Raw genomic sequence first — 26,261 nt, 5'->3', positions numbered from 1 at the left:
CGAGCCCATGCCCAACAACAATAAAGAGCTGACCCTCAGCGCCCCGCTCAGCGGGCCGGTGCTCACCCTCGCCAACGTCCCGGACGCGGTGTTCGCCAGCGGCGCCATGGGCGACGGGATCGCCATCGATCCACTGAACGACACCCTCTACGCCCCCTGTGACGGCGAGGTGATCCACGTCGCTCGCACCGGCCACGCCGTAACCCTGCGAGCCGACAACGGCGCCGAACTGCTGCTGCATCTGGGGCTGGACACTGTCGAATTGCAGGGCGACGGCTTTTCCATGCTGGTCAAGGAGGGTACGCGGGTCAGCAACGGCCAGGCGCTGCTGCGTTATGACCTGGACAGCGTGGCACAGCGCTGCAAAAGCCTGGTCAGCCTGCTGATCATCACCAATGGCGAGCACTTCCAGGCTCGGCCGATTACCCTCAAAGGGGTCAAGGTCGGCGAGCCGTTGCTGCACATCGTCAGCAAGACACCGGGTGAAACACGCGACGATGAAGCGGACGTCGGCATCGAAGTGTTCGGCCAGATCCGTATCGCTCATCGAGGCGGCCTGCACGCGCGGCCGGCCGCCTTGGTTCGCCAGACCGCCCAAGGCTTCAAGAGTCGCTCGCACCTGCACTTCAGCGGTCGATCGGCGTCCTGCGACAGTATGATGGGCATGATGGGCCTGGCGATCACCGAACAGGCCGAAGTGCATGTCAGTTGCCGTGGCAGCGATGCCGAGGCGGCGTTGCAAGCGCTGCTGAATACGTTATCCACAGCCCTGGCCGAAGAGGCCCATGCCGACGCACCGCCGGCCAAGGCGCCCAGCCGTAGCGTCGAAGACGGTGTGCTGCAGGGCGTATGCGCCGCGCCCGGCCTGGTCAGCGGAGCGCTGGTTCGCCTGTTAGGCATTCAGCTGCCCGAGGATGTCGGGGGGCACGACGTCGCAGAACAACGGCAACGGCTTCGCGATGCCTTGGCGCAGGTCAGTCGCGAGATCCAATTGACCCTGGAAAACGCCAAGGCCCGGCGCCACGTCGATGAGCAAGCGATCTTCAGCGCCCACCTGGCATTGTTGGAAGATCCGGTCCTGCTGGACGCCGCCGACCTGTCGATCGAACAAGGTTGCGCCGCGCCCCACGCTTGGAGCCGCTCCATCGACGTGCAGTGCCAAGTGCTGCGGCAACTGCAAAGCACGCTGCTGGCCGAGCGTGCCAATGATTTGCACGACTTGCGCCAGCGGGTCTTGCGGGTGCTGTTGGGGGAAGCCTGGCAATTCGACGTACCGGCGGGCGCCATTGTCGTCGCGCAGGAACTGACCCCATCGGTCCTGTTGCAACTCAGCGCCCAAGGCGTGGCCGGTGTGTGCATGGCCGAGGGCGGCGCGACGTCCCACGTGGCGATCCTGGCCCGTGGCAAAGGCCTGCCCTGCCTGGTGGCGTTGGGCGAGGCACTGCTTGCACAGGCACCGGGGCAATCGGTGGTGCTGGACGCCGACGGCGGCCGCCTCGAACTCACGCCAACCGCCGAGCGCCTGGCGCAGGTGCGGCAAGCACAGACCCGACGCGCAGCCCTGCGTGCCCAGCAACAGACCCTCGCTCACACGCTGGCGCGAACCGTCGATGGGGTGGAGGTTGAAGTTGCCGCTAACGTCGCCTCCAGCACCGAAGCCGGCCAGGCCTTCGCCAACGGTGCCGATGGCGTTGGCTTGCTGCGCACCGAGTTTCTCTTCGTCGACCGCCACACCGCCCCCGACGACGACGAGCAACGCCAGGCCTATCAGGCCGTGCTCGACGCCATGGGCGACAGGCCGGTGATCATCCGCACCATCGACGTCGGTGGCGACAAACAACTGGATTACCTGCCGCTGCCGGCCGAAGCCAACCCGGTGCTCGGCCTGCGGGGCATTCGCCTGGCCCAGGTGCGCCCGCAACTGCTGGATCAGCAATTGCGAGCCCTGCTGCAGACTCGCCCACTGCACCGCTGCCGGATTTTGTTGCCGATGGTTACCGAGGTCGACGAACTGCTGCACATCCGCCAGCGTCTCGACGCCTTGGGCGCCGAACTCGGCCTGAGAGAACGCCCGCAACTGGGGGTGATGATCGAAGTACCAGCCGCTGCCCTGCTGGCCGAACAACTGGCCGAGCACGCGGACTTCCTGTCCATTGGCACCAACGACCTGTCCCAGTACACCCTCGCCATGGACCGCGACCACGCCGGCCTCGCCGCCCGGGTCGATGCCTTGCACCCGGCGCTGTTGCGACTGATCGCCCAGACCTGCGCTGGCGCCGCCAAGCATGGGCGCTGGGTTGGCGTGTGCGGGGCCTTGGCTTCCGATCCCCTGGCCACACCGGTGCTGATAGGCCTGGGCGTACGGGAGCTGTCGGTCAGCCCGCCGCAGGTCGGCGAAATCAAGGACCGCGTGCGTCACCTCGATGCCGCCCAGTGCCGCCGCGTCAGTACCGATTTGCTGAACCTGGCCAGTGCCGCCGCCGTGCGCCAGGCCTGTCATCAACACTGGCCCCTGGGCTGAGCCACGTCGGACAACAATAAAAGGAGAGACGCCATGTACCAGCATTTCATTGAAGGGCTGCAACGCCTCGGCCGGGCGCTGATGTTGCCCATCGCGATCCTGCCGATCGCCGGCCTGCTGCTGCGCCTGGGTGACACGGACCTGTTGAACATCGCGATCATCCACGATGCCGGCGAAGCGATTTTCGCCAACCTGCCAATGATCTTCGCCATCGGCATCTCTGTGGGTTTCGCCCGGGATAACAACGGCACGGCGGGGCTGGCCGGGGCCATCGGTTACCTGGTGATGATCGCCACGCTGAAGGTGCTCGACGCCAGCATCAACATGGGCATGCTCGCCGGGATCATCAGTGGCCTGCTGGCCGGCGCGCTGTACAACCGCTTCAAGGACATCAAGCTGCCGGAGTACCTGGCGTTCTTTGGCGGCCGGCGCTTCGTGCCGATTGTCACCGGCTTCAGCGCCGTCGGTCTCGGCGTCGTGTTCGGCCTGATCTGGCCGCCGATCCAGCACGGCATCAACAGCTTCGGCGAGCTGCTGATGGCCAGCGGCAGCTTCGGCGCGTTCGTCTTCGGTGTATTCAATCGGTTGCTGATCGTCACCGGCTTGCACCACATCCTCAACAACATGGCCTGGTTCATCTTCGGCAGCTTTACCGACCCGACGACCGGGGCGGTGGTCACCGGGGACCTGACCCGTTATTTCGCCGGCGACCCCAAGGGCGGCCAGTTCATGACCGGCATGTTCCCGGTGATGCTCTTCGGCCTGCCCGCGGCGTGCCTGGCGATGTACCGCAATGCCCTGCCCCAGCGGCGTAAGGTCATGGGCGGGATCCTGCTGTCCATGGCGCTGACCTCGTTTCTGACCGGTGTCACCGAGCCGATCGAATTCGCCTTCATGTTCCTTGCGCCGCTGTTGTACCTGGTTCACGCGCTGCTCACCGGCCTGTCGATGGCGGTGACTAACCTATTGAACATCCACTTGGGCTTTACCTTCTCCGGCGGTTTCATCGACATGGTCCTGGGCTGGGGCAAATCCACTAACGGCTGGCTGGTCGTCCCGGTGGGCCTGGCCTACGCGGCGATCTATTACCTGGTGTTCGACTTCTGCATCCGTCGCTTCGACCTGAAGACGCCGGGGCGCGAAGAGGTGCCGACGGGCGACAAACCGGCCATCGCCGAAAACCAGCGGGCCGCTGCCTACATCCAAGCGTTGGGCGGCGCTGACAACCTGATCACCCTCGGCGCCTGCACCACGCGCCTGCGATTGGACCTGATGGATCGCAACAAGGCGTCCGACGCCCAGCTCAAGGCCCTCGGCGCCATGGCCGTGGTCCGCCCCGGCCATGGCGGCAGCCTGCAGGTGGTGGTGGGGCCGATGGCCGACAGCATCGCTGATGAAATCCGTTTGGCGTTGCCCTCTTCCGAACGGCCAGCCGGCTCGCCCGTGGCCGCCGTGGTCACGTCTGCCCCACCGGCTGTTGTCTCCGAAGCCGAAGCGCAACAATGGCTCGCGGCCCTGGGCGGTGGCGGGAATGTGGTGCAGCTCGATTGCGTGGCGATGAGCCGTTTGCGCGTGCAACTGGCCGATGGCAAAGGGTTGTCGGAAAGCCAGCTCAAGGCGCTGGGTTGCCAGGGGGTCAGCGCGCTGGAGGATGGTGTGTGGCACTTGTTGCTAGGGGAAAAAGCGCCGGGGTTGTGGCGGGCGTTGGAGGCGGTGGTGCCGAGTCGTCAGGCGGGTGTCAAAGCCTGAGTTTTCGTTGCCTGAAAGTACGCCATCGCGAGCAAGCTCGCTCCCACAGGGTTCGGTGTCGATCACCTGTTTTGTGAACAACATCAATCCACTGCGGGTGCGAGCTTGCTCGCGATGAGGCCTGTACATACCCAACACATCTGACAGACCGCGCCACAATAAAAAACCCGCTGATCCAATCAGCGGGTTTTTCATTTAAACGGGGAAGATCAGAAATCCTCCAACCGCCACACTTCATACGCCGGTGTCTCGTAGGGATGGCTGTGCTTCAGAGCTTCCACCACTGGGCGGATCAACTCATCGGCCACGACAAGTTCCACCTTCCACTCCTCAACCTGTTCAACCTGCCCCGCCTCGCCAATGAACGGCTGGCTGCCGTCCAACGGGCGAAACTGGCCCAGGCCCAACACTTGCCAGGCGCAGTGCTCATAGTCGCCGATTCGCCCGCCACCGGCAGCGAATACGGCGCTTTTGACCACGTCCAGATGGCTGGCCGGGACGAAGAAGCAGAGCTTGTACACCGCCTTAGTTCACCCAGACGCGGGCGTTGCGGAACATGCGCATCCATGGCGCGTCTTCGTTCCAGTCGTCCGAACGCCACGAGTTCTGCACCGCGCGGAACACACGCTCCGGGTGCGGCATCATGATCGTGACGCGGCCGTCGCGGCTGGTCAGGCCGGTGATCCCGCGCGGCGAGCCGTTCGGGTTGGCCGGGTAGGTTTCGGTGACCTTGCCGTGGTTGTCGACAAAACGCAGCGACACGCAACCGGACAGGTCAGCTTCGAGCAGCGCTTCTTCGCTTTCGAATTCCGCATGGCCTTCGCCGTGGGCGATGGCGATCGGCATGCGCGAACCGGCCATGCCCTGCAGGAAGATCGAGTTCGACTCCTGGACCTGGACCATCGCCACGCGCGCTTCGAACTGCTCGGAACGGTTACGCACGAAGTGCGGCCAGAACTCGCTGCCCGGAATCAGCTCGTGCAGGTTGGACATCATCTGGCAACCGTTGCACACACCGAGGGTGAAGCTGTCGGTGCGTTCGAAGAAACCCTGGAACGCATCGCGGGCGCGGCTGTTGAACAACGCCGACTTGGCCCAGCCTTCACCGGCACCCAACACGTCACCGTAGGAGAAACCGCCGCAAGCGACCATGCCCTTGAAGTCGTTCAGGTCGACACGACCGGCGAGGATATCGCTCATGTGCACGTCGATCGCGTTGAAGCCGGCGCGGTCGAATGCCGCCGCCATCTCCACCTGACCGTTGACGCCCTGCTCGCGCAGGACCGCCACTTGTGGGCGAATGCCTTTCTTGATGTAGGGCGCGGCCACGTCGTGGTTGACGTCGTAGCTGAGCTTGGCGCTCAGGCCCGGGTTGTCTTCTTCCAGCAGCGCGTCGAATTCCTGCTCGGCGCAGTCGGCGTTGTCGCGCAGGCGCTGGATCTGGTAGCTGGTTTCCGCCCACTGGCGCTGCAACAGGCTGCGCTGGCCTTCGAAGACGGTGTCGCCATTGAAGGTGATGTTGATGTGGGCGTTGTTGATCGGCTGGCCGATCACCGAGACGCAATCGGCCAGGCCAGCCGCGCTGAACTGGGCGAGGATGTCCGGAGTGGCGTCCTGGCGAACCTGGATCACCGCGCCCAACTCTTCGTTGAACAGGATGGCCGGGATTTCGGCTTTGGACTCGGCAACGCTGTCGAGGGTCAGGCTCAGGCCGCAATGGCCGGCGAAGGCCATTTCCACCACAGTGGTCAGCAAACCACCGTCGGAACGGTCGTGGTAAGCCAGCAGGTGACCGTCGGCGTTGAGACCCTGGATGACGGCGAAGAACGCCTTCAGGTCTTCGGCATCGTCGACGTCCGGCGCTTGCGAGCCGAGCTGGCCATGCACCTGGGCCAGGATCGAGGCGCCCATGCGGTTCTGGCCACGGCCCAGGTCGATCAGGATCAGGTCGGTGGTGCCCTTGTCCATGCGCAGTTGCGGGGTCAGGGTCTGGCGGATGTCGGTGACCGGGGCGAAACCCGTCACGATCAGCGACAGCGGCGAGGTCACGCTCTTGTCCACGCCTTCGTCGTTCCAGCGCGTGGCCATGGACATGGAGTCCTTGCCCACTGGAATGGTGATGCCCAGCTCAGGGCACAGCTCCATGCCGACAGCCTTGACGGTGTCGTACAGGCGCGCATCTTCGCCTGGGTGACCGGCGGCGGACATCCAGTTGGCCGACAGCTTGATGTCGGAAATCTTGCCGATACGCGAAGCCGCGATGTTGGTCAGGGTCTCGCCGATCGCCATGCGGCCCGACGCCGGGGCGTCCAGCAGTGCCAGCGGCGTGCGCTCGCCCATCGCCATGGCTTCACCGGTGTAGACGTCGAAGCTGGTGGCGGTCACGGCTACGTCAGCCACCGGCACCTGCCACGGGCCAACCATCTGGTCACGGGCCACAAGGCCGGTGATGGTGCGGTCGCCGATGGTGATCAAAAAGCTCTTGCTCGCCACGGCCGGGTGATGCAGCACGCGCTCGATGGACTCGGCGATATCGAGTGTCGACGGATCGAAATCGTCGCCCAGCTCCGCTTCCCGAACGGCCGAACGGTGCATGCGCGGGGCCTTGCCCAGCAGCACTTCCAGCGGCATGTCCACCGGGCTGTTGCCGAAATGGCTGTCGGTGACGGTCAGTTGCGGCTCGGCGGTGGCTTCACCCACTACCGCGAACGGGCAGCGCTCGCGCTCGCAAATGGCCTTGAAGCGCTCGAAGTCAGCCGGGCCGACCGCCAGGACGTAACGTTCCTGGGATTCGTTGCTCCAGATTTCGTGCGGGGCCATGCCCGGCTCGTCGTTTGGAATGTTGCGCAGTTCGAAGCGGCCACCACGGCCACCGTCGTTGACCAGTTCCGGGAAGGCGTTGGAAAGACCGCCCGCGCCGACGTCGTGGATGAAGCTGATGGGGTTGTGTTCACCCAACTGCCAGCAACGGTCGATGACTTCCTGGCAACGGCGTTCCATTTCCGGGTTTTCCCGTTGGACCGAAGCGAAGTCCAGGTCCGCCGAGCTGGTGCCGGTGGCCATGGAGGAAGCGGCGCCGCCGCCCAGGCCGATGAGCATGGCCGGGCCACCGAGGACGATCAGCTTGGAGCCGACCAGGATCTCGCCTTTCTGCACGTGTTCGGCGCGGATGTTGCCCATGCCGCCCGCCAACATGATCGGCTTGTGGTAACCACGGACTTCCTCACCACGCGGGGTGGTGATGGACTGTTCGAAGGTACGGAAATAGCCGGTCAGGGCCGGACGGCCGAATTCGTTGTTGAACGCCGCGCCCCCCAGGGGACCTTCGATCATGATGTCCAGGGCGTTGACGATGCGCTCAGGCTTGCCGTACGGCTTTTCCCACGGCTGTTCGAAGCCCGGGATCTGCAGGTTCGACACGGTGAAGCCGGTCAGGCCGGCCTTGGGCTTGGCACCGCGCCCTGTGGCGCCTTCGTCGCGGATCTCGCCACCGGAACCGGTGGACGCGCCCGGGAACGGGGCAATCGCGGTCGGGTGGTTGTGGGTCTCGACCTTCATGAGGATGTGCACCGGCTCCTGGACCGCACCGTACTGGTGGGTCTCAGGGTTCGGGTAGAAGCGACCGGCAACGTTGCCGACGATCACCGCCGCGTTGTCCTTGTAGGCCGACAGCACACCTTCGTTGTGCATCTGGTAGGTGTTCTTGATCATGCCGAACAGGCTTTTTTCCTGGTCCTGGCCGTCAATGTCCCAACTGGCGTTGAAGATCTTGTGGCGGCAGTGCTCGGAGTTGGCCTGGGCGAACATCATCAGTTCGATGTCGTGCGGGTTGCGCTTCAAGCCCTGGAAGGCGTTGACCAGGTAATCGATCTCGTCTTCGGCCAGGGCCAGGCCCAGCTCGACGTTGGCTTTTTCCAGCGCGGCACGGCCGCCGCCCAGTACGTCGATGGCGGTCAGTGGCTTGGGTGCGGCATGGCTGAAGAGGCCGGCGGCCTGCTCCAGGTTGCCCAGCACGACCTGGGTCATGCGGTCATGCAGGCCTTCGGCGATCAGTTGGGCCTCGGCCTCGCTGAACTCACCGGCGACATAAAAGGCAATACCGCGCTCCAGGCGCTGGATTTTCGCCAGGCCGCAGTTGCGGGCGATGTCGCTGGCCTTGCTCGACCACGGCGAAATGGTGCCGAAACGCGGCAGTACCAGGAACAGGCGACCGGCCGGCTCCTGGACAGGAACACTGGGACCGTACTTCAGAAGGCGCGCGAGCACCTGCTGTTCGTCGCCGGTCAAACCGCCGGTGACTTCGGCGAAGTGAGCGAATTCAGCATACAAGCCACTGACAGCCGGAACCTTCTGGCTCAGTTGCTCAAGGAGTTTGCTGTGGCGAAAGGCAGAAAGGGCAGGAGCGCCGCGCAGGATCAACATCTTCGGGACAGCCTCGGGAAGGGGGTGTGCTTTGAGGCCGTGCATTCTAGCCTAAACCGTCGGCAACGGCACCCGAAACGGCACGCGCAGTGCTGGCCGAATGTCGGTCTTTGCGCGCACGGCGGTATTGGACACCCGCGCCAAGGTTTTCGCAGAGTTATTTTTCAGCGACGCAAAGCCCTGCGCACCCCGGCCGGCCGGTGCTGCGGACATGTTTTGCAATGGCTAGCAGACTGGCCTTTTGCTGTCGAGATATGGCGGTAGGGGCCGTTTGCGTATACTGCGCAGATGTTTTCCCCAACGGCTTTGCGTCCGCGATATGCCAAATGGCTGATCGCAACCGGACTCTTCCTGGTGCTCAGTGGTTGTGTTGAGAAACCCAACACACTGGAGCGCGTAAAGGAGGATGGCGTGCTGCGGGTGGTTACCCGAAACAGCCCCGCCACCTACTTTGAGGATCGTAACGGTGAAACCGGCTTCGAATACGAGCTGGTGAAGCGCTTCGCCGACGATTTGGGGGTGGAGCTGAAGATCGAGACCGCCGACAACCTCGACGACCTGTTCAACCAGATCGGCAAGCCCAACGGTCCGGTACTGGCGGCGGCGGGCCTGGTCAGCAGCGAACAGCGCAAGAAGCAGGTGCGGTTTTCCCGCTCCTACCTGGAAGTCACCCCGCAGATCATCTACCGCAACGGCCAGTCACGCCCCACCGACGCCGCCGCCCTGGCCGGCAAGAAGATCATGGTGCTCAAGGGCAGTACCCACGCCGAACAACTGGCACAGCTGAAACAGCAGTATCCGGGCATCGAATACGAAGAATCCGACGCAGTCGAAGTGGTCGACCTGCTGCGCATGGTCGACGAGGGCCAGATCGACCTGACCCTGGTGGACTCCAACGAAGTGGCGATGAACCAGGTGTACTTCCCCAATGTGCGCGTGGCTTTCGACCTGGGCGATGCCCGCAGCCAGAGTTGGGCGGTCGCCCCCGGCGAGGACAACAGCCTGCTCAACGAGATCAACAGCTACCTGGACAAGGTGCAGAAAAACGGCACCTTGCAGCGCCTGAAAGACCGTTATTACGGGCACGTCGATGTCCTCGGCTACATGGGTGCCACCACCTTCGCCCAACACTTGCAGCAACGGCTGCCCAAATACGAACAACACTTCAAGGCCTACGCCAAGAAAGAGAAAGTCGACTGGCGCCTGCTGGCCGCGATCGGCTACCAGGAATCGCTGTGGCAACCGGCGGTCACGTCCAAGACCGGCGTGCGCGGCCTGATGATGCTGACCCAGAACACCGCCCAGGCCATGGGTGTGTCCAACCGCCTGGATCCGAAGCAGAGCATCATGGGCGGCGCCAAGTACCTGGCCTACATGAAGGACCAACTGGACGAAAGCATCCAGGAGCCCGACCGCACCTGGTTCGCCCTCGCCGCCTATAACGTGGGCAGCGGTCACCTGGACGACGCCCGCAAACTGGCGGCCAAGGAAGGGCTGAACCCGAACAAGTGGCTGGATGTGAAGAAGATCCTGCCGCGCCTGTCGCAGAAACAGTGGTACAGCAAGACCCGCTATGGCTACGCCCGGGGCGGCGAGCCGGTGCATTTCGTGGCGAACATCCGTCGCTACTACGACATCCTGACCTGGGTAACGCAGCCACAGCTTGAAGGCAACCAGGTGGCCGAGGGCAACCTGCACGTGCCGGGTGTCGACAAGAGCAAGCCTAACCAGGAATCCCCGCAGCTCTGACAGCCAGACACACCCCTTAATCTGGGGGGGACCTGTGGGAACAAACACTCCTTAATGTGGTGCCTGTGGGAGCAAAGCTTGCTCGCGATAGCGGTTTGACTGTCAGTCCGCTATCGCGAGCAAGCTTTGCTCCCACAGGCCGGCTCCCGCAGGCTAGCTCCCGCAGGATGTGGTGGTCGGGTCAGGGTCTGGTGGCAGCCAGGATCAGCGCTTTCATTTCCGCCACCGCCGACTTGAACCCGACGAACAACGCATGGGCCACCAGCGCGTGACCGATGTTCAGCTCGTTGATGCCCTTGATGGCCGCGACGGCTTCGACGTTGTGGTAGTGCAGGCCATGGCCGGCGTTGACGATCAGGCCCTTGGCCAGGCCGAAGGCGACGCCGTCAGCTACTCGCTGCAGCTCATCGGCCACATCCGTGGGGGTCTCGGCATCGGCGTAACGACCGGTGTGCAGTTCGATGGCCGGCGCGCCAACACGCTTGGACGCCTCGATCTGCCGTTCGTCGGCATCAATGAACAGCGACACCTCGGCGCCGATCTTCGACAGGCGCTCCACTGCCAAGCTGATCCGCGCCTCCTGCCCCGCCACGTCGAGACCGCCTTCGGTGGTCAGCTCCTGGCGCGTCTCCGGCACCAGGCAGATGTGCGCCGGGCGGATGAGTTCGGCGAACGCCATCATTTCTTCGGTCACGCCCATTTCGAAGTTCATGCGGGTTTGCAGCACATCCTTGAGCAGCAGCACGTCACGCTCCTGGATGTGGCGACGGTCTTCACGCAGGTGCACGGTGATGCCGTCGGCGCCCGCCTCTTCCGCGTCCAGTGCGGCCTTGACCGGGTCCGGGTAACGGGTACCGCGGGCCTGGCGCAGGGTGGCGACATGGTCGATGTTCACGCCGAGAAGAATGCGATTGCTGGTGCTCACGAAAAGGCTCCTGAATGGACGAATGGTCGGCCCACAGCATACGGGTTGATCAGGGCTTGCGAAACAACTCGCGACTGACCAGTGGCCGACCGCCCAGATGCACAGCCAGGGCCTGGCGCATCAGACGCTTGGCTGCCGACAAGGCGCCTGGCGCACTCCAGTCGGCTTCGGCCATGGCCAGCAGCTCGGCACCGTTGAACAGCCCCGGTTGCAACAGGTAGACCTGCTCCAGGCCGGCATCCACCTGCAAGCGGTACAGGCCATCGGCGGCGATGGGTTCGCCGTGCAGGTCAGTGTTCAGGGCGAAGCCATAGCCCAGGTCATCCAGCAGCCGCCATTCGAAGGAGCGCAACAGCGGCTCCAGCGGCCGGCCTTCAGCCAGGGCCAGTAGCGTGGCGGCGTAGTGGTCGAAGACGGCCGGGTGGGGATCTTCGGCGGGCAGCAGGCGGATCAGCAGTTCATTGAGGTACAGGCCGCTGAACAGCGCCTCACCGTTGAGCCACGCCGCGACGCCATTGCTTTCCATGCGCCCGACATTTTTCAACTCGCCCCGGCCACGGAACTCGACTTCCAGCGGCACGAACGGCCGCGCCAACGTCCCGGCCTTGCCCCGCGCCCCACGCAACACCGCCCGCAGCCGCCCTTGCGGCGTGAGGAAGTCCACCAGGGCGCTGCTTTCGCGGTAGGCGCGGCTGTGGAGGACGTAGGCGGGTTGGCCGGTGGGTTGGGTTGGGGGCATGGGAATCGCAGTTCTCAATGAGTAAACGCAGTTTTACTGACAACCACAACCCACTGTGGGAGCGAGCCTGCTCGCGATGAGGGACTGATATTCAACAGGGATGTTGACTGACAGACCGCTATCGCGAGCAGGCTCGCTCCCACAGTGGAATTCATACACTCAAGTAAACGATTACAGGTCGCCGTAACCCAACGAACGCAACGCTCGCTCGTCGTCGGACCAGCCGCCCTTCACCTTGACCCACAGGTTGAGCATGATCTTGGAGTCGAACAGCAGCTCCATGTCCTTGCGCGCCTCGGTGCCGATGCGCTTGATGCGCTCGCCCTTGTCGCCAATGATGATTTTCTTCTGGCCGTCACGTTCGACGAGGATCAAGGCATGAATGTGCAGGGTCTTCCCCTGTTGCTTGAACTCTTCGATCTCGACCGTGATCTGGTAGGGCAGCTCGGCACCCATCTGACGCATGATTTTCTCACGCACCAGCTCGGCGGCGAGGAAACGGCTGCTGCGGTCGGTGATCTGGTCTTCGGGGAAGAAATGATCGTTTTCCGGCAGGTGTTCGGCAATCACCCGCTCCAGCGCGTCGAGGTTATGGCCGTGCTGGGCAGAGATCGGGATGATCTGGGCGTTCGGCAACTGTTCCTGCAACCAGGTCAGGTGCGGCATCAGTTCAGCCTTGTCTTCGATGCGATCGGTCTTGTTCAGCGCCACGATCAAGGGACCTGTCACGTACTGAACGCGTTCGAGGACCATCTGGTCTTCTTCGGTCCACTTGGTGCGGTCGACCACGAAGATCACCACGTCGACGTCTTTCAACGCCGCCGAGGCAGTCTTGTTCATGTAGCGATTCAGGGCCTTTTCGCCGCCCTTGTGCATGCCTGGGGTGTCGACGTAGATCGCCTGCACGGCGCCTTCGGTCTTGATGCCCAGCATGTTGTGGCGGGTGGTCTGGGGCTTGCGCGAGGTGATCGCCAGCTTCTGGCCCAGGATGTGGTTCAGCAGCGTGGACTTGCCCACGTTCGGCCGACCGACAATGGCGACATAGCCGCAGCGGGTGACGGTTGTATCAGTCATTGCCATTCTCCACACCCAGGGCAATCAGTGCTGCGGCGGCCGCTACCTGTTCGGCAATACGACGACTCACACCCTGACCCCGGCTTTTTTCATTCAATAGGACCACTTCGCATTCGACGAAGAAGGTACGGCAATGCGGCTCACCCTGGATATCCACGACTTCGTAGCGCGGTAGCTCGCAACTGCGCGATTGCAGGAATTCCTGCAATCGGGTCTTCGGATCCTTGTTGGTGTCCACCAGCGTCAGGCTGTCGATCTCGGACGTCAGCCAGGCCAGCACGCGTTCGCGCGCCATTTCCATGCCTGAGTCCAGGTAGATCGCGCCAATCAACGCTTCCAGGGCATCGGCCAGGATCGACTCGCGACGGAAACCGCCGCTTTTCAACTCACCGGAGCCCAGGCGCAGATAGTCACCCAGGTCGAAACCACGGGCCAGTACGGCCAGGGTCTCACCTTTTACCAAGCGTGCGCGCAAACGCGACAACTGGCCTTCGCGGGCCAGCGGGAAACGCTCGAACAGCGCCTCGCCGGCCACGAAGTTGAGGATGGCATCACCGAGAAATTCCAGGCGTTCGTTGTTGCGCCCGGCAAAACTGCGGTGAGTGAGGGCCAGGAGCATCAGGTCCTGGTCCTTGAAGGTGTAACCGAGCTGACGCTCGAGACGGCTTAGAGAAACGCTCACGGTTTACCCACGCTGAGTTCGTGGCTGGATTCCACCGCCACGGCGGCAAGGCGCCGTTGGCTTGGGACAATTAACGCTGTGTTCAAAAATACGTCCTGACTATCGTTGGCTTCATGCCTTCGGGCAACCTTGCGCAGGCTCCAGAAAAGCATTCGGCGCTGTGTTCAACAGCGCCGTGTGTGATTACTTGATCAGGCCAACCCGCGAGAAATTCGGCAGGTGACTGAGTTTGGGTTCCGGCCAGCTCATCCAGACCGCAAAGGCCTTGCCGACGATGTTCCGGTCCGGGACCATGCCCAGCAGGTTCTTGGGAATGTTCGGATCATCCCAGTAACGGCTGTCGTTGGAGTTGTCGCGGTTGTCGCCCATCATGAAATAGTGCCCCGCCGGCACGGTCCATGAACGGTCCGGCGTTGCGCGGTAGCGACTCATTTCCTTGCGGATCAGGTGTTCGGCCTCGCCGAGTTTTTCCCGGTAGAGCTCGGCACTGCCCAGCGTACCCGGCTCGGAACCGAGCAACTGTTCGGCCACCGATTCGCCATTGACGAACAGGCGCTTGTCGGCGGTGTAGCGGACCGTGTCGCCCGGCAGGCCGACAACACGCTTGATGTAGTTGACGTTCGGGTCGCTCGGGAAGCGGAACACCATGACATCGCCGCGTTGCGGATCACCGACTTCGATGACTTTCTTGTCGATCACTGGCAGGCGAATCCCGTAGGAGAACTTGTTCACCAGGATGAAATCACCCACGTCCAGGGTCGGCTTCATCGAGCCGGACGGGATCTGGAACGGTTCCACCAGGAACGAGCGCAGCACCAGCACGATGAACAGCACCGGGAAGAACGACTTGCCGTACTCGACCAGCAGCGGTTCCTTGTTGAGCCTTTCGACCACCACACCATCAGGCTGGCTGACGCTGCCCTGATAAGAGGCAATGGCCGCCCGGCGCCGAGGCGCCAGGAACAACAGATCAAGCAACGCCAACAGGCCGCAGACAAACACGGCGATAACCAGCAACAGCGGGAAATTTAGCGACATAGGACCTAACTATCCAACCTGAGCACCGCAAGGAAGGCTTCTTGTGGAATTTCCACGTTACCGACCTGCTTCATGCGTTTTTTACCGGCCTTCTGCTTTTCCAACAGCTTGCGCTTACGGCTGACGTCGCCACCGTAGCATTTGGCCAATACGTTCTTTCTGAGCGCCTTGACGGTTGTACGCGCCACAATCTGCCCGCCAATGGCGGCCTGGATTGCCACATCGAACATCTGCCGCGGAATCAGTTCCTTCATCTTCTCGGTCAATGCACGACCTTTGTAGTGCGCGTTGTCACGGTGCACGATCAATGCCAGGGCATCGACTTTCTCACCGTTGATCAGCACATCCAGCTTCACCAGATTAGCCGATTGGTAACGATCGAAATGATAGTCCAGCGAAGCATAGCCGCGACTGGTGGATTTGAGACGGTCGAAGAAGTCCAGCACCACTTCGTTCATCGGCAGGTCGTAGGTCACCTGGACCTGCGTGCCGAGGAACAGCATGTCGTGCTGCACGCCGCGCTTCTCGATGCACAGGGTAATGACGTTACCCAGGTGCTCCTGAGGCACAAGGATGTTGGCCCGCACGATCGGCTCGCGCATGTCTTCGATGGCCGACAGGTCCGGCAGCTTGGACGGGTTGTCGACGTAGATGGTTTCGCCGTTCTTGAGCAACAGCTCGAAAATAACCGTCGGCGCCGTGGTGATCAGGTCCAGGTCGTACTCGCGCTCCAGGCGCTCCTGGATGATTTCCATGTGCAACATGCCCAGGAACCCGCAACGGAAGCCGAAGCCCAGGGCATCGGAGCTTTCCGGGGTGTATTGCAGGGACGAGTCGTTCAGGGTCAGCTTTTGCAGGGCTTCGCGGAAATCCTCGAAGTCGTCGGAGCTGACCGGGAACAGGCCGGCATAGACCTGCGGCTGGATGCGTTTGAAGCCTGGCAGCACATCGACGTCGGGGGTGGAGCTCAAGGTCAGGGTGTCGCCGACCGGCGCCCCGTGGATGTCCTTGATGCCGGCGATGATGAAGCCCACTTCACCGGCCTTCAGGTCTACGGTGGCGGTGTGTTTCGGGTTGAATACACCGACGCTGTCCACCAGGTGGATCTTGCCGGTGGACTTGACCAGGATCTTGTCGCCCTTCTTCACGCGGCCATGGCGCACGCGAACCAGGGAAACCACGCCCAGGTAGTTGTCGAACCAGGAGTCGATGATCAACGCTTGCAGCGGATCCTCGATGTTGCCGGTCGGCGCGGGAATGGTGTGCACCAGGCGCTCGAGCACTTCGTCCACGCCCAGGCCGGTCTTGGCACTGCAGGTGACCGCGTCGGTGGCGTCGATGCCGATGATTTTTTCGATTTCTTCCTTCACGCGGTCCGGATCGGCCTGGGGCAGGTCGATCTTGTTCAGCACCGGCATGACTTCCAGGCCCTGCTCGATGGCCGTGTAGCAGTTGGCAACCGATTGAGCTTCGACGCCCTGACCAGCATCGACCACCAGCAGCGCACCTTCGCAGGCCGCCAGCGACCGGCTGACTTCATAGGTGAAGTCGACGTGGCCCGGGGTATCGATGAAGTTCAACTGATAGGTGATGCCGTCGCGGGCCTTGTAGTAGAGGGTAACGCTGTGGGCCTTGATGGTGATCCCGCGTTCACGCTCCAGGTCCATGGAGTCCAGGACCTGGGCTTCCATTTCACGCTCGGCCAGGCCGCCGCACATCTGGATGAAGCGATCGGCCAGCGTCGACTTGCCATGGTCAATGTGGGCGATGATGGAGAAATTGCGGATATGACTCAAATCACTCACGGATCAACACTCAAAAAGGCTGCAGGCATAGCCCGCCGAAAAATAGCCGGGAATTGTACCTGATACACCGCGCAAGTGGGAGCAAAGCTTGCTCGCGAAACAGCCACCTCGATCTATGAAAGACCACAGGGCCTTCATCGCGGGCAAGCCTTGCTCCCACACAGCCTTGCTCCCACAGCCCCCTCGCTACACGAGCAATCAACCGGCCCGACGCAACAGCCAGAGCCCGGCCAGCGCGCAGATACCGGCCGGCACCAGCACCGCAAACAGCGGCGAGAAGCCGAACACCAGGCTCGATGGCCCCAGCAAATCCTGGGCAATGCGGAACGTGAAGCCCACCAGCACGCCGGTAAACACCCGCTGACCAAGGGTCACCGAACGCAGCGGGCCGAAAATGAAGGAAATCGCCATCAACACCAGGGCGGCGGTGACCAACGGTTGCAACACCTTGACCCAAAAAGCCAGCCAGTAGCGGCCATTATTCAAGCCCTGGTCCGCCAGGTAGTGGATATAACCCCACAAGCCGGTAATCGACAGGGATTCAGGCGCCATCACCACGGTGCTGAGCAGCTGCGGGCTGATCGACACGTCCCAACGCTCCTGCGGGGCGGCGACCACCTCGGTGCGCTTGTCATGGAACAAGGTGGTAGTGACATCGCTCAGTTGCCAGTGGTCCTCAGCGAAATTGGCCCGCTTGGCAAAACTCGACGACAGCATGTGCCGCTGGTCGTCGAAGCGATATCGGGTCACACCGTAGAGAATGCCGTTGGGCTGGACCGAGTTGATGTGGATGAACTCGTCGCCCTGGCGGTGCCACAGGCCGTGCTTGGCGCTTTGCGCATCGCCGCCGCCCTGGGCCAGGGAACGGTTGGCCTGGGCAGTATTTTCGGTGGCTGGGGCGATGTATTCGCCGATCAACACACCCACCAGCATCAACACCAGCATGGGCTTCATCACCGCCCAGACGATCCGACCAATGGACACACCGGCGGCGCGCATGATGGTCAGTTCGCTGTTGCTGGCCAGGCTGCCCAGGCCGATCAGGCAGCCGATCAGCGCCGCCATCGGCAGCATGTCGTACAGGCGCCGAGGCGCGGTCAGCAGCACGTAGCTCATGACGTCCATCAGGGTATAGGTGTCGCTGACGTCGCTCATTTCATCGATGAAGGCAAACAGGGTCGCCAGGCCGAGGATGATCCCCAGTACCGCGAGGATCGCCATGAACACGCTGCTGCCGATGTAGCGATCGAGCTTAACCACGGGCCACCTCCAGCGCGCTGCGACGACTGGCCAGCTTCAGGCGTAGTGGCTCCCAATAGAGCAACCCCAGGCCTATGGCCAGGAAGATCGAGTGCACCCACCACAGGCCCAGGGCTGGCGGGATCTTGCCTTTCTCCAGCGCACTGCGAGCGGAAATGAGGATGGTCAGGTAAGCCATATAGAGAAGAATCGCCGGCAGCAGCTTGAGGAAACGCCCTTGGCGCGGGTTGACCCGCGACAGCGGGACCGCCATGAGGGTCACGATGAACACCAGCAGCGGCAAGGACAGGCGCCATTGCAGCTCGGTACGGGCACGAATGTCGTCGTTACCCAGCAGGCTGGCGGTGGGCATCGCGTCGCGATCAGTGACTTCGTCGCTGACCTCGGGTTTGGGCAACAGCACGCCATAGGTGTCGTACTTGATGGCCCGGTAATCGGCCTGCCCCGGCTTGCCGTCATAGCGATAGCCGTTTTCCAGGATCAGGTAGCGGTTGCCGTCGGGGTTGATTTCCTGCCGGCCCTTCTCGGCCACCAGCACGGAAATGCCACGGTCCTTCTTGGTATCCGAAGACAGGTTCTTTTGTGTAATGAAGACGCCGCCCAAGTCGATCCGGTCGTCCGAGAGCTGTTCGGTGTAGGTCACCCGCGTACCGTCGCGCAGGGCCTGGAAACGCCCTGGCACCAGGGTGTCGAACTCGGTCATGGCGTCCTGCTGGTTGATCAGCAACTGGAACTGGTTGGCGCCCTGGGGTGCCAGGCTCAGACTCAGCCAGGCCACCACCAGCGCCACCAACGTGGCCGGGAACAGGGTCATGCGAAACAGCCGCTGTTGGCTCATGCCGGTGGCCGACAGCACGGTCATTTCGCTGTCCAGGTACAAGCGCCCGTAGGCCAGCAGGATGCCGAGGAACAACCCCAGCGGCAGGATCAATTGCAAGAAGCCCGGCAGGCGGAACCCCATGATCAGGAACAGCGAGCCCGGGTCCAGGGCACCGGAGGCCGCCTGGGCGAGGTATTTGATGAAGCGCCCGCTCATGATGATGACCAGCAGCACGGCGCTGACGGCGCTCAGGGTCAGCAGGACTTCACGGGATAAATAACGGAAGACGATCAAACCAGACACTCCAGGATTGTCAGGCTAAGGCGGCCAAACAAGAAACGTATCGAGCCAGCTCATGCAGCGAGCCGCCCAAAAAAGAGCCGCATTATCCTGTGATTGGAGGCGCCTGTCACTGCGCACGCTTTAAGCAGACGCTTCACAGTCAAAAAGTTAACGGCTACCAGGGTTGTCAGGCTCGGCCGCCGGGGTTCAAACTGCGGCCTTTGTCGCCGGCACGTACCGGCGCTTCTCTTATATAGAAGACAGTTGCTCAGCGCGCCACCATCTCGGCGCCTGGCTTCTTGACCATTGACTCAGGGATCCGGACATGGAACTGGTTGTAAAAAGCGTCAGCCCAGAAACGTTGAAAACCGCCACACTGGTCGTCGCCGTCGGTGAAAACCGCAAGCTCGGCGTGGTCGCCACCCAGCTCGACACCCTGAGCGGCGGGGCCATCAGCGCCGTACTCAAGCGCGGCGACCTGGCCGGCAAGGTCGGCCAGAGCCTGTTGCTGCACAACCTGCCCAACCTCAAGGCCGAGCGCGTGCTGCTGGTGGGCGTGGGCAAGGACGCTGAACTGGGCGATCGTCCGTTCCGTAAAATCATTGCCGGCGTGCTGGGCACCCTCAAGGGCCTTGGCGGCGCTGAGGCCACCCTGGCGTTGGACGAGTTGGTGATCAAGGGCCGCGACAGCTACGGCAAGAACCGCTTGCTGGCCGAAACCCTGGTGGACGGCAAATACCAGTTCGACCAGTTCAAGAGCCAGAAAGCCGAACCCCGCGCCCTGAAAAAAATCACCGTGCTGACCATCAAGGCCGCCCAGGCTGAAGTCCAGCGCGCCGTGACCCACGCCACCGCGATTGCCAACGGCATGGCGTTCACCCGCGACCTGGGCAACCTGCCGCCGAACATCTGCCACCCAACATTCCTCGGCGAACAAGCCAAGGCACTGGGCAAGGAGTTCAAGGGCCTGAAGGTCGAAGTCTTCGACGAGAAGAAGATCAAGGACCTGGGCATGGGTTCGTTCTACTCCGTCGGCCAGGGCAGCGCCCAGCCGCCACGCCTGATCGTGATGCAATACAACGGCGGCAAGAAATCCGAGAAGCCGTACGCACTGGTCGGCAAGGGCATCACCTTCGACACCGGCGGCATCAGCCTCAAGCCGGGCGCGGGCATGGATGAGATGAAGTACGACATGGGCGGCGCCGCGAGCGTGTTCGGCACCCTGCGCGCCGTGCTCGAACTGCAACTGCCGATCAACCTGGTGTGCATCCTGGCCTGCGCCGAGAACATGCCCAGCGGCACCGCCTCGCGTCCGGGCGACATCGTCACCACCATGAGCGGTCAGACCGTGGAAATCCTCAACACCGACGCCGAAGGCCGCCTGGTGCTGTGCGATGCCCTCACCTACTCCGAGCGCTTCAAGCCGCAAGCGGTGATCGACATCGCGACCCTGACCGGCGCCTGCATCGTCGCCCTCGGCTCCCACACCTCGGGCCTGCTGGGCAATAACGATGAGCTGATCGGCCAACTGCTCAGCGCCGGCCAACAGGCCGATGACCGCGCCTGGCAGTTGCCGCTGTTCGACGAGTATCAGGAACAACTGGATAGCCCGTTCGCCGACATCGCCAACATCGGCGGCCCGAAAGCCGGGGCCATCACCGCTGCCTGCTTCCTGTCGCGTTTTACCAAGAACCTGAACTGGGCACACCTGGACATCGCTGGCACGGCGTGGACCAGCGGCGGCAAGGACAAGGGCGCCACCGGTCGTCCGGTGCCCCTGCTGACCCAGTACCTGCTGGACCGCGCCAAGGCCTGACACCAATGACCGTCGCTGGCGTCGCCCTTGGGTGGCGTCAGCGTCGGCTCAGGAACCGCAATGACCAAAGTCGATTTCTATATCCTGCCCAGCGCCGATCCGTCGGCGCGGCTGGATTTCGCCTGCAAGCTCGTTGAAAAGGCCTGGCGCATGGGGCACCGCATCTACCTGCATTGCAGCGATGCCGCCCAGCGCGAGGACCTGGACGCACGCCTGTGGGCCTTCAAGGGCGAGAGCTTCGTGCCCCACGGCCCGGCCGAGAGCGAACCCGAAGGGTTGATCGTGCTGGGGCTGGGGGATGACTGCGGCCAGCACCAGGACCTGCTGGTCAACCTCGACCTGAAAGTACCGGCCTTTGCCCAGCGCTTCGCCCGTGTGGCGGAAGTGGTGGTCGAAGACCCGGCCATCCGACAAGCCGCGCGGGAGAGTTTCCGTTTCTACCGCGAACAGGGCTATCCTCTGCAAGACCACCGTTTACAGCGACTCTGAGCCCTACGATGGACACTCCAAAACCGCCACAAAAGCCCGCGCACCTGCTGGATGACCTCGAGTCGATCCGCCAACTGCTCGGCGACGACAACCTGCAACCGCCGCTGCTGACCGACACGGTCGTGCACGAGCCGGTGCATGATGAACAGATCCCCCTGCTGTTCGACCCGATCAACGGCCAGCCGGAACCCAAGCCTGCCGCCAAGACCGAAGCCAAAGGGCCCGACGCCCTGCTGCACCTGGACCGCGAACTGCGCGCTGCCGCGCAGTTGATCATGCAAGACGTCATCGACGACTTCGCCCCGCACATCGAGACCGAGATCAAGCGCCGGCTGGATGCGCGGATGGAGCGGTTGCTGAGCCAGTACGAATAGCGTCCTCTCCCTCATTGTGAACATCCTGTGGGAGCGAGCCTGCTCGCGATAGCGGTCTGTCAATCAACATGGATGTTGAATGTGATGGCCTCATCGCGAGCAGGCTCGCTCCCACAGGGTTCAACTGTACCCGCATTCAGCTTGCTGCATGTGGCTTGCACCAGCCCCGCCCGCTATACTTCCCGGCTTTTCCTGAATAAATGCCAATAGGGTCCCGCCGCGCATGGATAAGACCTACCAGCCGCACGCCATTGAAACTTCCTGGTACAACACCTGGGAGTCCGAGAATTATTTCGCTCCGCAAGGCGCGGGCGATTCCTACACCATCATGATCCCGCCGCCGAACGTCACCGGCAGCCTGCACATGGGCCACGGTTTCAACAACGCGATCATGGACGCGCTGATCCGTTTCCGCCGCATGCAAGGTCGCAACACCTTGTGGCAGCCGGGCACCGACCACGCCGGTATCGCCACGCAGATGCTGGTGGAGCGCCGCCTCGAAGGCCAGGGCCAGAGTCGCCATGACCTGGGGCGCGAAAAATTCCTCGAGAAAGTCTGGGAATGGAAAGACGAGTCCGGTGGCAACATCAGCCGCCAGATCCGTCGCCTCGGCTCGTCCGTGGACTGGAGCCGCGAGCGCTTCACCATGGACGACGGTCTTTCGGAAGCGGTGAAGGAAGCCTTCGTGCGCCTGCATGAAGACGGGCTGATCTATCGCGGCAAGCGCCTGGTCAACTGGGACACCAAGTTGCACACGGCCATTTCCGACCTCGAAGTGGAGAACCATGACGAGAAAGGTTTCCTGTGGAACCTGAAGTACCCACTGGCCGACGGCGCCAAGACCGCCGAAGGCAAGGATTACCTGATCGTCGCCACCACGCGTCCGGAAACCATGCTGGGCGACTCCGCCGTGGCGGTGAACCCGAACGATGAACGCTACCAGGCGCTGATCGGCAAGTTCGTCGAACTGCCCCTGGTTGGCCGTCGTATCCCGATCATCGGCGACGACTACTGCGACCCTGAATTCGGCACCGGCTGCGTGAAAATCACCCCGGCCCACGATTTCAACGACTACGAAGTCGGCAAGCGCCACAACCTGCCGCTGCTGAACATCTTCGACAAGAACGCCAACGTATTGCCGGCAGCCCAGGCATTCAACCTCGACGGCACGCTGAACGAAAGCTTCGACGGCCAGATCCCGGCCGAATACGCCGGCCTGGACCGCTTCGAAGCACGCAAGCAGATCGTCGCGGCGTTCGATGCCGCCGGCCTGCTGGTCAGCGTCGACGATCACGCCCTGAAAGTCCCGAAAGGCGACCGCTCCGGCACCATCATCGAACCTTGGTTGACCGACCAGTGGTACGTGTCCACCAAGCCGCTGGCCGAGCCTGCGATTGCCGCTGTCGAAGACGGCCGCATCCAGTTCGTCCCCAAGCAATACGAAAACATGTACTTCTCGTGGATGCGCGACATCCAGGATTGGTGCATCAGCCGCCAGCTGTGGTGGGGCCATCGCATTCCGGCCTGGTACGACGAGTCGGGCAAGGTCTATGTCGGCCGTGATGAAGCCGAAGTCCGCGCCAAGCACAACCTCGGCCCGGACGTTGCCCTGGCGCAGGACAACGACGTCCTCGACACCTGGTTCAGCTCGGGCCTGTGGACCTTCTCGACACTGGGCTGGCCGCAGCAGACCGAGTTCCTGAAGAAATTCCACTCCACCGACGTCCTGGTCACCGGTTTCGACATCATTTTCTTCTGGGTCGCCCGGATGATCATGCTGACCATGCACCTGGTGAAGAACGAAGACGGCACGCCGCAAGTGCCGTTCAAGACCGTCTACGTCCACGGCCTGGTGCGCGACGGCCAGGGCCAGAAGATGTCCAAGTCCAAGGGCAACGTCCTCGACCCACTGGACATCATCGACGGCATCGACCTGGAAACCCTGGTGCAGAAACGCACCTCCGGCCTGATGCAGCCGAAACTGGCGAAGCAGATCGAGAAAGCCACCCGCGAAGAATTCGCCGAGGGCATCGCCAGCTACGGCACCGACGCCCTGCGCTTCACCTTCTGCTCGCTGGCGTCCACCGGTCGCGACATCAAGTTCGACATGGGCCGCGTCGAAGGCTATCGCAACTTCTGCAACAAGATCTGGAACGCCGCGCGCTACGTGCTGGATAAGGGAGAAGACTGCGGCCAGAACGGCGAAGCCTTTGAACTGACCCTTGCCGATCGCTGGATCATTTCGCAGCTGCAACGCACCGAAGCCGAAGTGACTCGCCAGTTGGACCAGTTCCGTTTCGACCTGGCCGCACAAGCCTTGTACGAATTCATCTGGAACCAGTATTGCGACTGGTACCTGGAGCTGTCCAAGCCTGTGCTGTGGGACGAAAACGCACCGGTCGAACGCCAGCGCGGCACCCGTCGCACCCTGGTGCGCGTGCTGGAAGTGGCCCTGCGCCTGGCGCACCCGTTCATGCCGTTCATCACCGAGGAAATCTGGCAGCGCATCGCACCGCTGGCAGGCGCCCAAGGCAAGACGATCATGCTGCAACCTTGGCCGGTGGCCAACGAAAGCCGCATCGATCCGGCGGCCGAAGACGACATCGAGTGGCTCAAGACCTTCATGCTCGGCCTGCGTAACATCCGCGCCGAAATGAACATCGGTCCGGGCAAGCCACTGGCCCTGTTCCTGAAGAACGCCAGCGCCGAAGACCTGCGCCGCCTCAACGAAAACGAGGCGCTGCTCAAGAAACTGGCGAAGCTTGAATCGGTGACGGTCCTGGCAGCCGGCGAAGAAGCGCCACTGTCGGCCACCGCCCTGGTTGGCGAGATGGAAGTGCTGGTGCCAATGGCGGGCCTGATCGACAAGGCCGCGGAACTGGCGCGCCTGGACAAGGAAATCCTGCGCCTCAAAGGCGAAGTGCAGCGGGTCGGCGGCAAGCTGTCCAACGCCGGCTTCGTCGACAAGGCGCCGGCCGAAGTCATCGAGAAGGAACGGGCCAAACTGGCCGAGGCGGAACAGGCCTTGGGCAAGCTGGCCGAGCAGCACGCGCGGATCGCCAGCCTGTAACAGCGGTTCGCAATGAAAAGGGAGGTCCAGTTGGACCTCCTTTTTTATGCCTGTCACTTTCTTACGAACGCTGCCCCCCCCCTGTGGGAGCGAGCCTGCTCGCGATTACGGCGGTACATTCAACATTGATGCAAGCTGACCCACCGCTATCGCGAGCAGGCTCGCTCCCACAGCAGATCGCGCCGATCGTTGCAGTTGGGTTCGCAGGGGCCGGATGTGGGACAATGCCCGCCACTTTTTGAGCCATCCCCGAATCGACTCGCCCATGACCGCCCCCCGCACACCCAAACCTGCCCGCCAGAAGCCCAAGTCCGCCCCGGAGGCCAAAGCCGTGGCGCCGCGTGAGAAGGCCAGCCTGCATCCGCGCAACCGCCACCAGGGCCGCTACGACTTCCCAGCGTTGATCAAGAGCACGCCGGAACTGGCGAAGTTCGTGATCATCAACCCCTACGGCAAGGAAAGCATCGACTTTGCCAGCCCCGAGGCCGTGCGGGTGTTCAACCGGGCACTGCTCAAAGCTTTCTATGGCATCGCCCACTGGGATATCCCGGCCGACTACCTGTGCCCGCCGGTGCCAGGTCGGGCGGACTATGTGCACTTCCTCGCCGATTTGCTCGCCAGCCACAACGCCGGTGAAATCCCCCGCGGGGCGGCGGTCAAGGTGCTGGACATCGGCACCGGCGCCAACTGTGTCTATCCGTTGATCGGCTACAGCGACTACCGCTGGCACTTCCTCGGTTCGGAGATCGACCCGACGGCCATCGCCTCGGCCAAGGCCATCGTCCAGTCCAATGGGTTGAACAAAGCCATCCAGTTGCGCCAGCAAGCCAACCGCAAGCAGATACTCCTGGGCCTGCTGGACGACACCGAACGTTTCGACCTGACGATGTGCAATCCGCCGTTCCATGCCTCCCTGGAGGAAGCCACCAAGGGCAGCCAGCGCAAGTGGCGGGCACTGGGCAAGGCCGATCCGAAGCGCAAGCTGCCGGTGCTGAATTTCGGCGGTCAGGCTGCGGAGTTGTGGTGCGAGGGTGGGGAAGCCCGGTTCGTGACGCAACTGATCGGCGAAAGCGCACAACTGGCCGGGCAAGTGCTGTGGTTCAGCACCCTGGTGTCGAAAGCGTCGAACCTGCCGGCGATTCAAACCGCGCTGAAAAAGGCCGGGGCGCTGCACAGCCAGGTGGTGGAGATGTCCCAGGGCCAGAAGCAGAGTCGTTTCGTGGCCTGGACCTTCCAGACCGAGGCCCAGCAACAGGCCTGGCGCCAAGCCCGCTGGGTTCGCAAGGATTAGAAAGACACGGCTCGACTGTAGGAGCTGACGAGTGAAGCGAGGCTGCGATCTTTTGATCTTTCGCTTGAGATTCAACTGTCAGGGGAAAGATCGCAGCCTCGCTTCGCTCGGCAGCTCCTACAGGTGGTTTTCAAGGCAATAAAAAACCGTGCCCG

General features: G+C 62.7%; 18 protein-coding genes. 8 read left to right on the top strand and 10 right to left on the bottom strand.

Going from position 1 to position 26,261, the window contains the following annotated elements; genetic code table 11:
• The first annotated feature begins 7 nt into the window (after nt 1-7).
• Both ptsP and nagE read left to right on the top strand, forming a co-directional pair.
• The gene (ptsP, locus tag ASC85_RS08630; protein ID WP_057449000.1) at nt 8-2,521 is read left to right on the top strand and encodes a phosphoenolpyruvate--protein phosphotransferase; all 2,514 of its coding nucleotides are present in this window, start codon (nt 8-10) and stop codon (nt 2,519-2,521) included.
• 33 nt (nt 2,522-2,554) lie between these two features.
• Nucleotides 2,555-4,270 carry an N-acetylglucosamine-specific PTS transporter subunit IIBC gene (gene nagE, locus ASC85_RS08625; protein WP_057448999.1) on the top strand — a complete coding sequence of 572 codons (1,716 nt, stop codon included), beginning with the start codon at nt 2,555-2,557 and terminating at the stop codon, nt 4,268-4,270.
• Between the two features lie 209 nt (nt 4,271-4,479).
• On the opposite strand, the gene ASC85_RS08620 is transcribed toward nagE, so the two are convergent.
• The gene (locus tag ASC85_RS08620) at nt 4,480-4,791 is read right to left on the bottom strand and encodes a Nif3-like dinuclear metal center hexameric protein (RefSeq protein WP_057448998.1); all 312 of its coding nucleotides are present in this window, start codon (nt 4,789-4,791) and stop codon (nt 4,480-4,482) included.
• A 4-nt stretch (nt 4,792-4,795) separates the two neighbouring features.
• Nucleotides 4,796-8,692 carry a phosphoribosylformylglycinamidine synthase gene (purL, locus tag ASC85_RS08615; RefSeq protein ID WP_057448997.1) on the bottom strand — a complete coding sequence of 1,299 codons (3,897 nt, stop codon included), beginning with the start codon at nt 8,690-8,692 and terminating at the stop codon, nt 4,796-4,798.
• Between the two features lie 288 nt (nt 8,693-8,980).
• Here purL and mltF point away from each other — a divergent pair, with 288 nt between their 5' ends.
• Nucleotides 8,981-10,441, top strand: a complete 1,461-nt coding sequence (mltF, locus tag ASC85_RS08610; protein ID WP_082534343.1) for a membrane-bound lytic murein transglycosylase MltF — start codon at nt 8,981-8,983, stop codon at nt 10,439-10,441.
• A gap of 181 nt (nt 10,442-10,622) precedes the next feature.
• Here mltF and pdxJ read toward each other — a convergent pair whose 3' ends face one another.
• The 8 genes from pdxJ to lptF all read right to left on the bottom strand — a co-directional run bounded on the left by pdxJ (nt 10,623) and on the right by lptF (nt 19,078).
• The gene (pdxJ, locus tag ASC85_RS08605) at nt 10,623-11,366 is read right to left on the bottom strand and encodes a pyridoxine 5'-phosphate synthase (protein ID WP_057448996.1); all 744 of its coding nucleotides are present in this window, start codon (nt 11,364-11,366) and stop codon (nt 10,623-10,625) included.
• A 49-nt stretch (nt 11,367-11,415) separates the two neighbouring features.
• The gene (gene recO / locus ASC85_RS08600; protein WP_018603364.1) at nt 11,416-12,105 is read right to left on the bottom strand and encodes a DNA repair protein RecO; all 690 of its coding nucleotides are present in this window, start codon (nt 12,103-12,105) and stop codon (nt 11,416-11,418) included.
• A gap of 171 nt (nt 12,106-12,276) precedes the next feature.
• Entirely contained in the window at nt 12,277-13,179 is a 903-nt protein-coding gene (era, locus tag ASC85_RS08595) for a GTPase Era (RefSeq protein WP_003205264.1), read from the bottom strand.
• Entirely contained in the window at nt 13,172-13,861 is a 690-nt protein-coding gene (gene rnc / locus ASC85_RS08590; protein WP_057448995.1) for a ribonuclease III, read from the bottom strand. The genes era and rnc overlap by 8 nt, the downstream gene beginning before the upstream one ends.
• Nucleotides 13,862-14,044: 183 nt before the next feature.
• Entirely contained in the window at nt 14,045-14,899 is an 855-nt protein-coding gene (gene lepB / locus ASC85_RS08585; protein WP_057448994.1) for a signal peptidase I, read from the bottom strand.
• Nucleotides 14,900-14,904: 5 nt separating this feature from the next.
• The gene (gene lepA, locus ASC85_RS08580; protein ID WP_003205274.1) at nt 14,905-16,704 is read right to left on the bottom strand and encodes a translation elongation factor 4; all 1,800 of its coding nucleotides are present in this window, start codon (nt 16,702-16,704) and stop codon (nt 14,905-14,907) included.
• A 198-nt stretch (nt 16,705-16,902) separates the two neighbouring features.
• Complete coding sequence (lptG, locus tag ASC85_RS08575) at nt 16,903-17,964, bottom strand: LPS export ABC transporter permease LptG (RefSeq protein ID WP_057448993.1); 1,062 nt, start codon at nt 17,962-17,964, stop codon at nt 16,903-16,905.
• Entirely contained in the window at nt 17,957-19,078 is a 1,122-nt protein-coding gene (gene lptF / locus ASC85_RS08570) for an LPS export ABC transporter permease LptF (RefSeq protein WP_057448992.1), read from the bottom strand. Before lptF ends, lptG begins: the two co-directional genes overlap by 8 nt.
• 313 nt (nt 19,079-19,391) lie before the next feature.
• On the opposite strand from lptF, the gene ASC85_RS08565 reads away from it, so the two are divergent.
• The 5 genes from ASC85_RS08565 to rlmF all read left to right on the top strand — a co-directional run bounded on the left by ASC85_RS08565 (nt 19,392) and on the right by rlmF (nt 26,106).
• A complete protein-coding gene (locus ASC85_RS08565; RefSeq protein WP_057448991.1) occupies nt 19,392-20,882 on the top strand; it encodes a leucyl aminopeptidase in 1,491 nt (496 codons plus the stop codon).
• Nucleotides 20,883-20,942: 60 nt separating this feature from the next.
• Nucleotides 20,943-21,371: a DNA polymerase III subunit chi gene (locus tag ASC85_RS08560; RefSeq protein ID WP_003205282.1), complete on the top strand. Its 429-nt coding sequence runs from the start codon at nt 20,943-20,945 to the stop codon at nt 21,369-21,371.
• An 8-nt stretch (nt 21,372-21,379) separates the two neighbouring features.
• On the top strand, nt 21,380-21,745 hold the full coding sequence (locus ASC85_RS08555; protein ID WP_027911412.1) for a hypothetical protein: 366 nt from the start codon (nt 21,380-21,382) through the stop codon (nt 21,743-21,745).
• 223 nt (nt 21,746-21,968) lie between these two features.
• Entirely contained in the window at nt 21,969-24,815 is a 2,847-nt protein-coding gene (locus tag ASC85_RS08550) for a valine--tRNA ligase (RefSeq protein ID WP_057448990.1), read from the top strand.
• A 265-nt stretch (nt 24,816-25,080) separates the two neighbouring features.
• Nucleotides 25,081-26,106 carry a 23S rRNA (adenine(1618)-N(6))-methyltransferase RlmF gene (gene rlmF / locus ASC85_RS08545; protein WP_057448989.1) on the top strand — a complete coding sequence of 342 codons (1,026 nt, stop codon included), beginning with the start codon at nt 25,081-25,083 and terminating at the stop codon, nt 26,104-26,106.
• Nucleotides 26,107-26,261 lie beyond the last annotated feature (155 nt).

The organism is Pseudomonas sp. Root401, assembly GCF_001425105.1.
Taxonomy (GTDB): Bacteria; Pseudomonadota; Gammaproteobacteria; order Pseudomonadales; family Pseudomonadaceae; genus Aquipseudomonas; species Aquipseudomonas brassicacearum.
Note: the sequence above shows the minus strand (reverse complement) of the source record. Positions and strands in the feature narration are given on the sequence as shown.

Excerpts from the sequence above, each read along its gene's own strand:
- mltF (WP_082534343.1), top strand. The coding sequence starts at position 8,981 with ATGTTTTCCCCAACGGCTTTGCGTCCGCGATATGCCAAATGGCTGATC.
- ASC85_RS08555 (WP_027911412.1), top strand. The coding sequence starts at position 21,380 with ATGGACACTCCAAAACCGCCACAAAAGCCCGCGCACCTGCTGGATGAC.
- era (WP_003205264.1), bottom strand. The coding sequence starts at position 13,179 with ATGACTGATACAACCGTCACCCGCTGCGGCTATGTCGCCATTGTCGGT.
- rlmF (WP_057448989.1), top strand. The coding sequence starts at position 25,081 with ATGACCGCCCCCCGCACACCCAAACCTGCCCGCCAGAAGCCCAAGTCC.
- ASC85_RS08560 (WP_003205282.1), top strand. The coding sequence starts at position 20,943 with ATGACCAAAGTCGATTTCTATATCCTGCCCAGCGCCGATCCGTCGGCG.
- ASC85_RS08565 (WP_057448991.1), top strand. The coding sequence starts at position 19,392 with ATGGAACTGGTTGTAAAAAGCGTCAGCCCAGAAACGTTGAAAACCGCC.
- recO (WP_018603364.1), bottom strand. The coding sequence starts at position 12,105 with ATGCCCCCAACCCAACCCACCGGCCAACCCGCCTACGTCCTCCACAGC.
- ASC85_RS08550 (WP_057448990.1), top strand. The coding sequence starts at position 21,969 with ATGGATAAGACCTACCAGCCGCACGCCATTGAAACTTCCTGGTACAAC.
- ptsP (WP_057449000.1), top strand. The coding sequence starts at position 8 with ATGCCCAACAACAATAAAGAGCTGACCCTCAGCGCCCCGCTCAGCGGG.
- purL (WP_057448997.1), bottom strand. The coding sequence starts at position 8,692 with ATGTTGATCCTGCGCGGCGCTCCTGCCCTTTCTGCCTTTCGCCACAGC.
- nagE (WP_057448999.1), top strand. The coding sequence starts at position 2,555 with ATGTACCAGCATTTCATTGAAGGGCTGCAACGCCTCGGCCGGGCGCTG.
- lepB (WP_057448994.1), bottom strand. The coding sequence starts at position 14,899 with ATGTCGCTAAATTTCCCGCTGTTGCTGGTTATCGCCGTGTTTGTCTGC.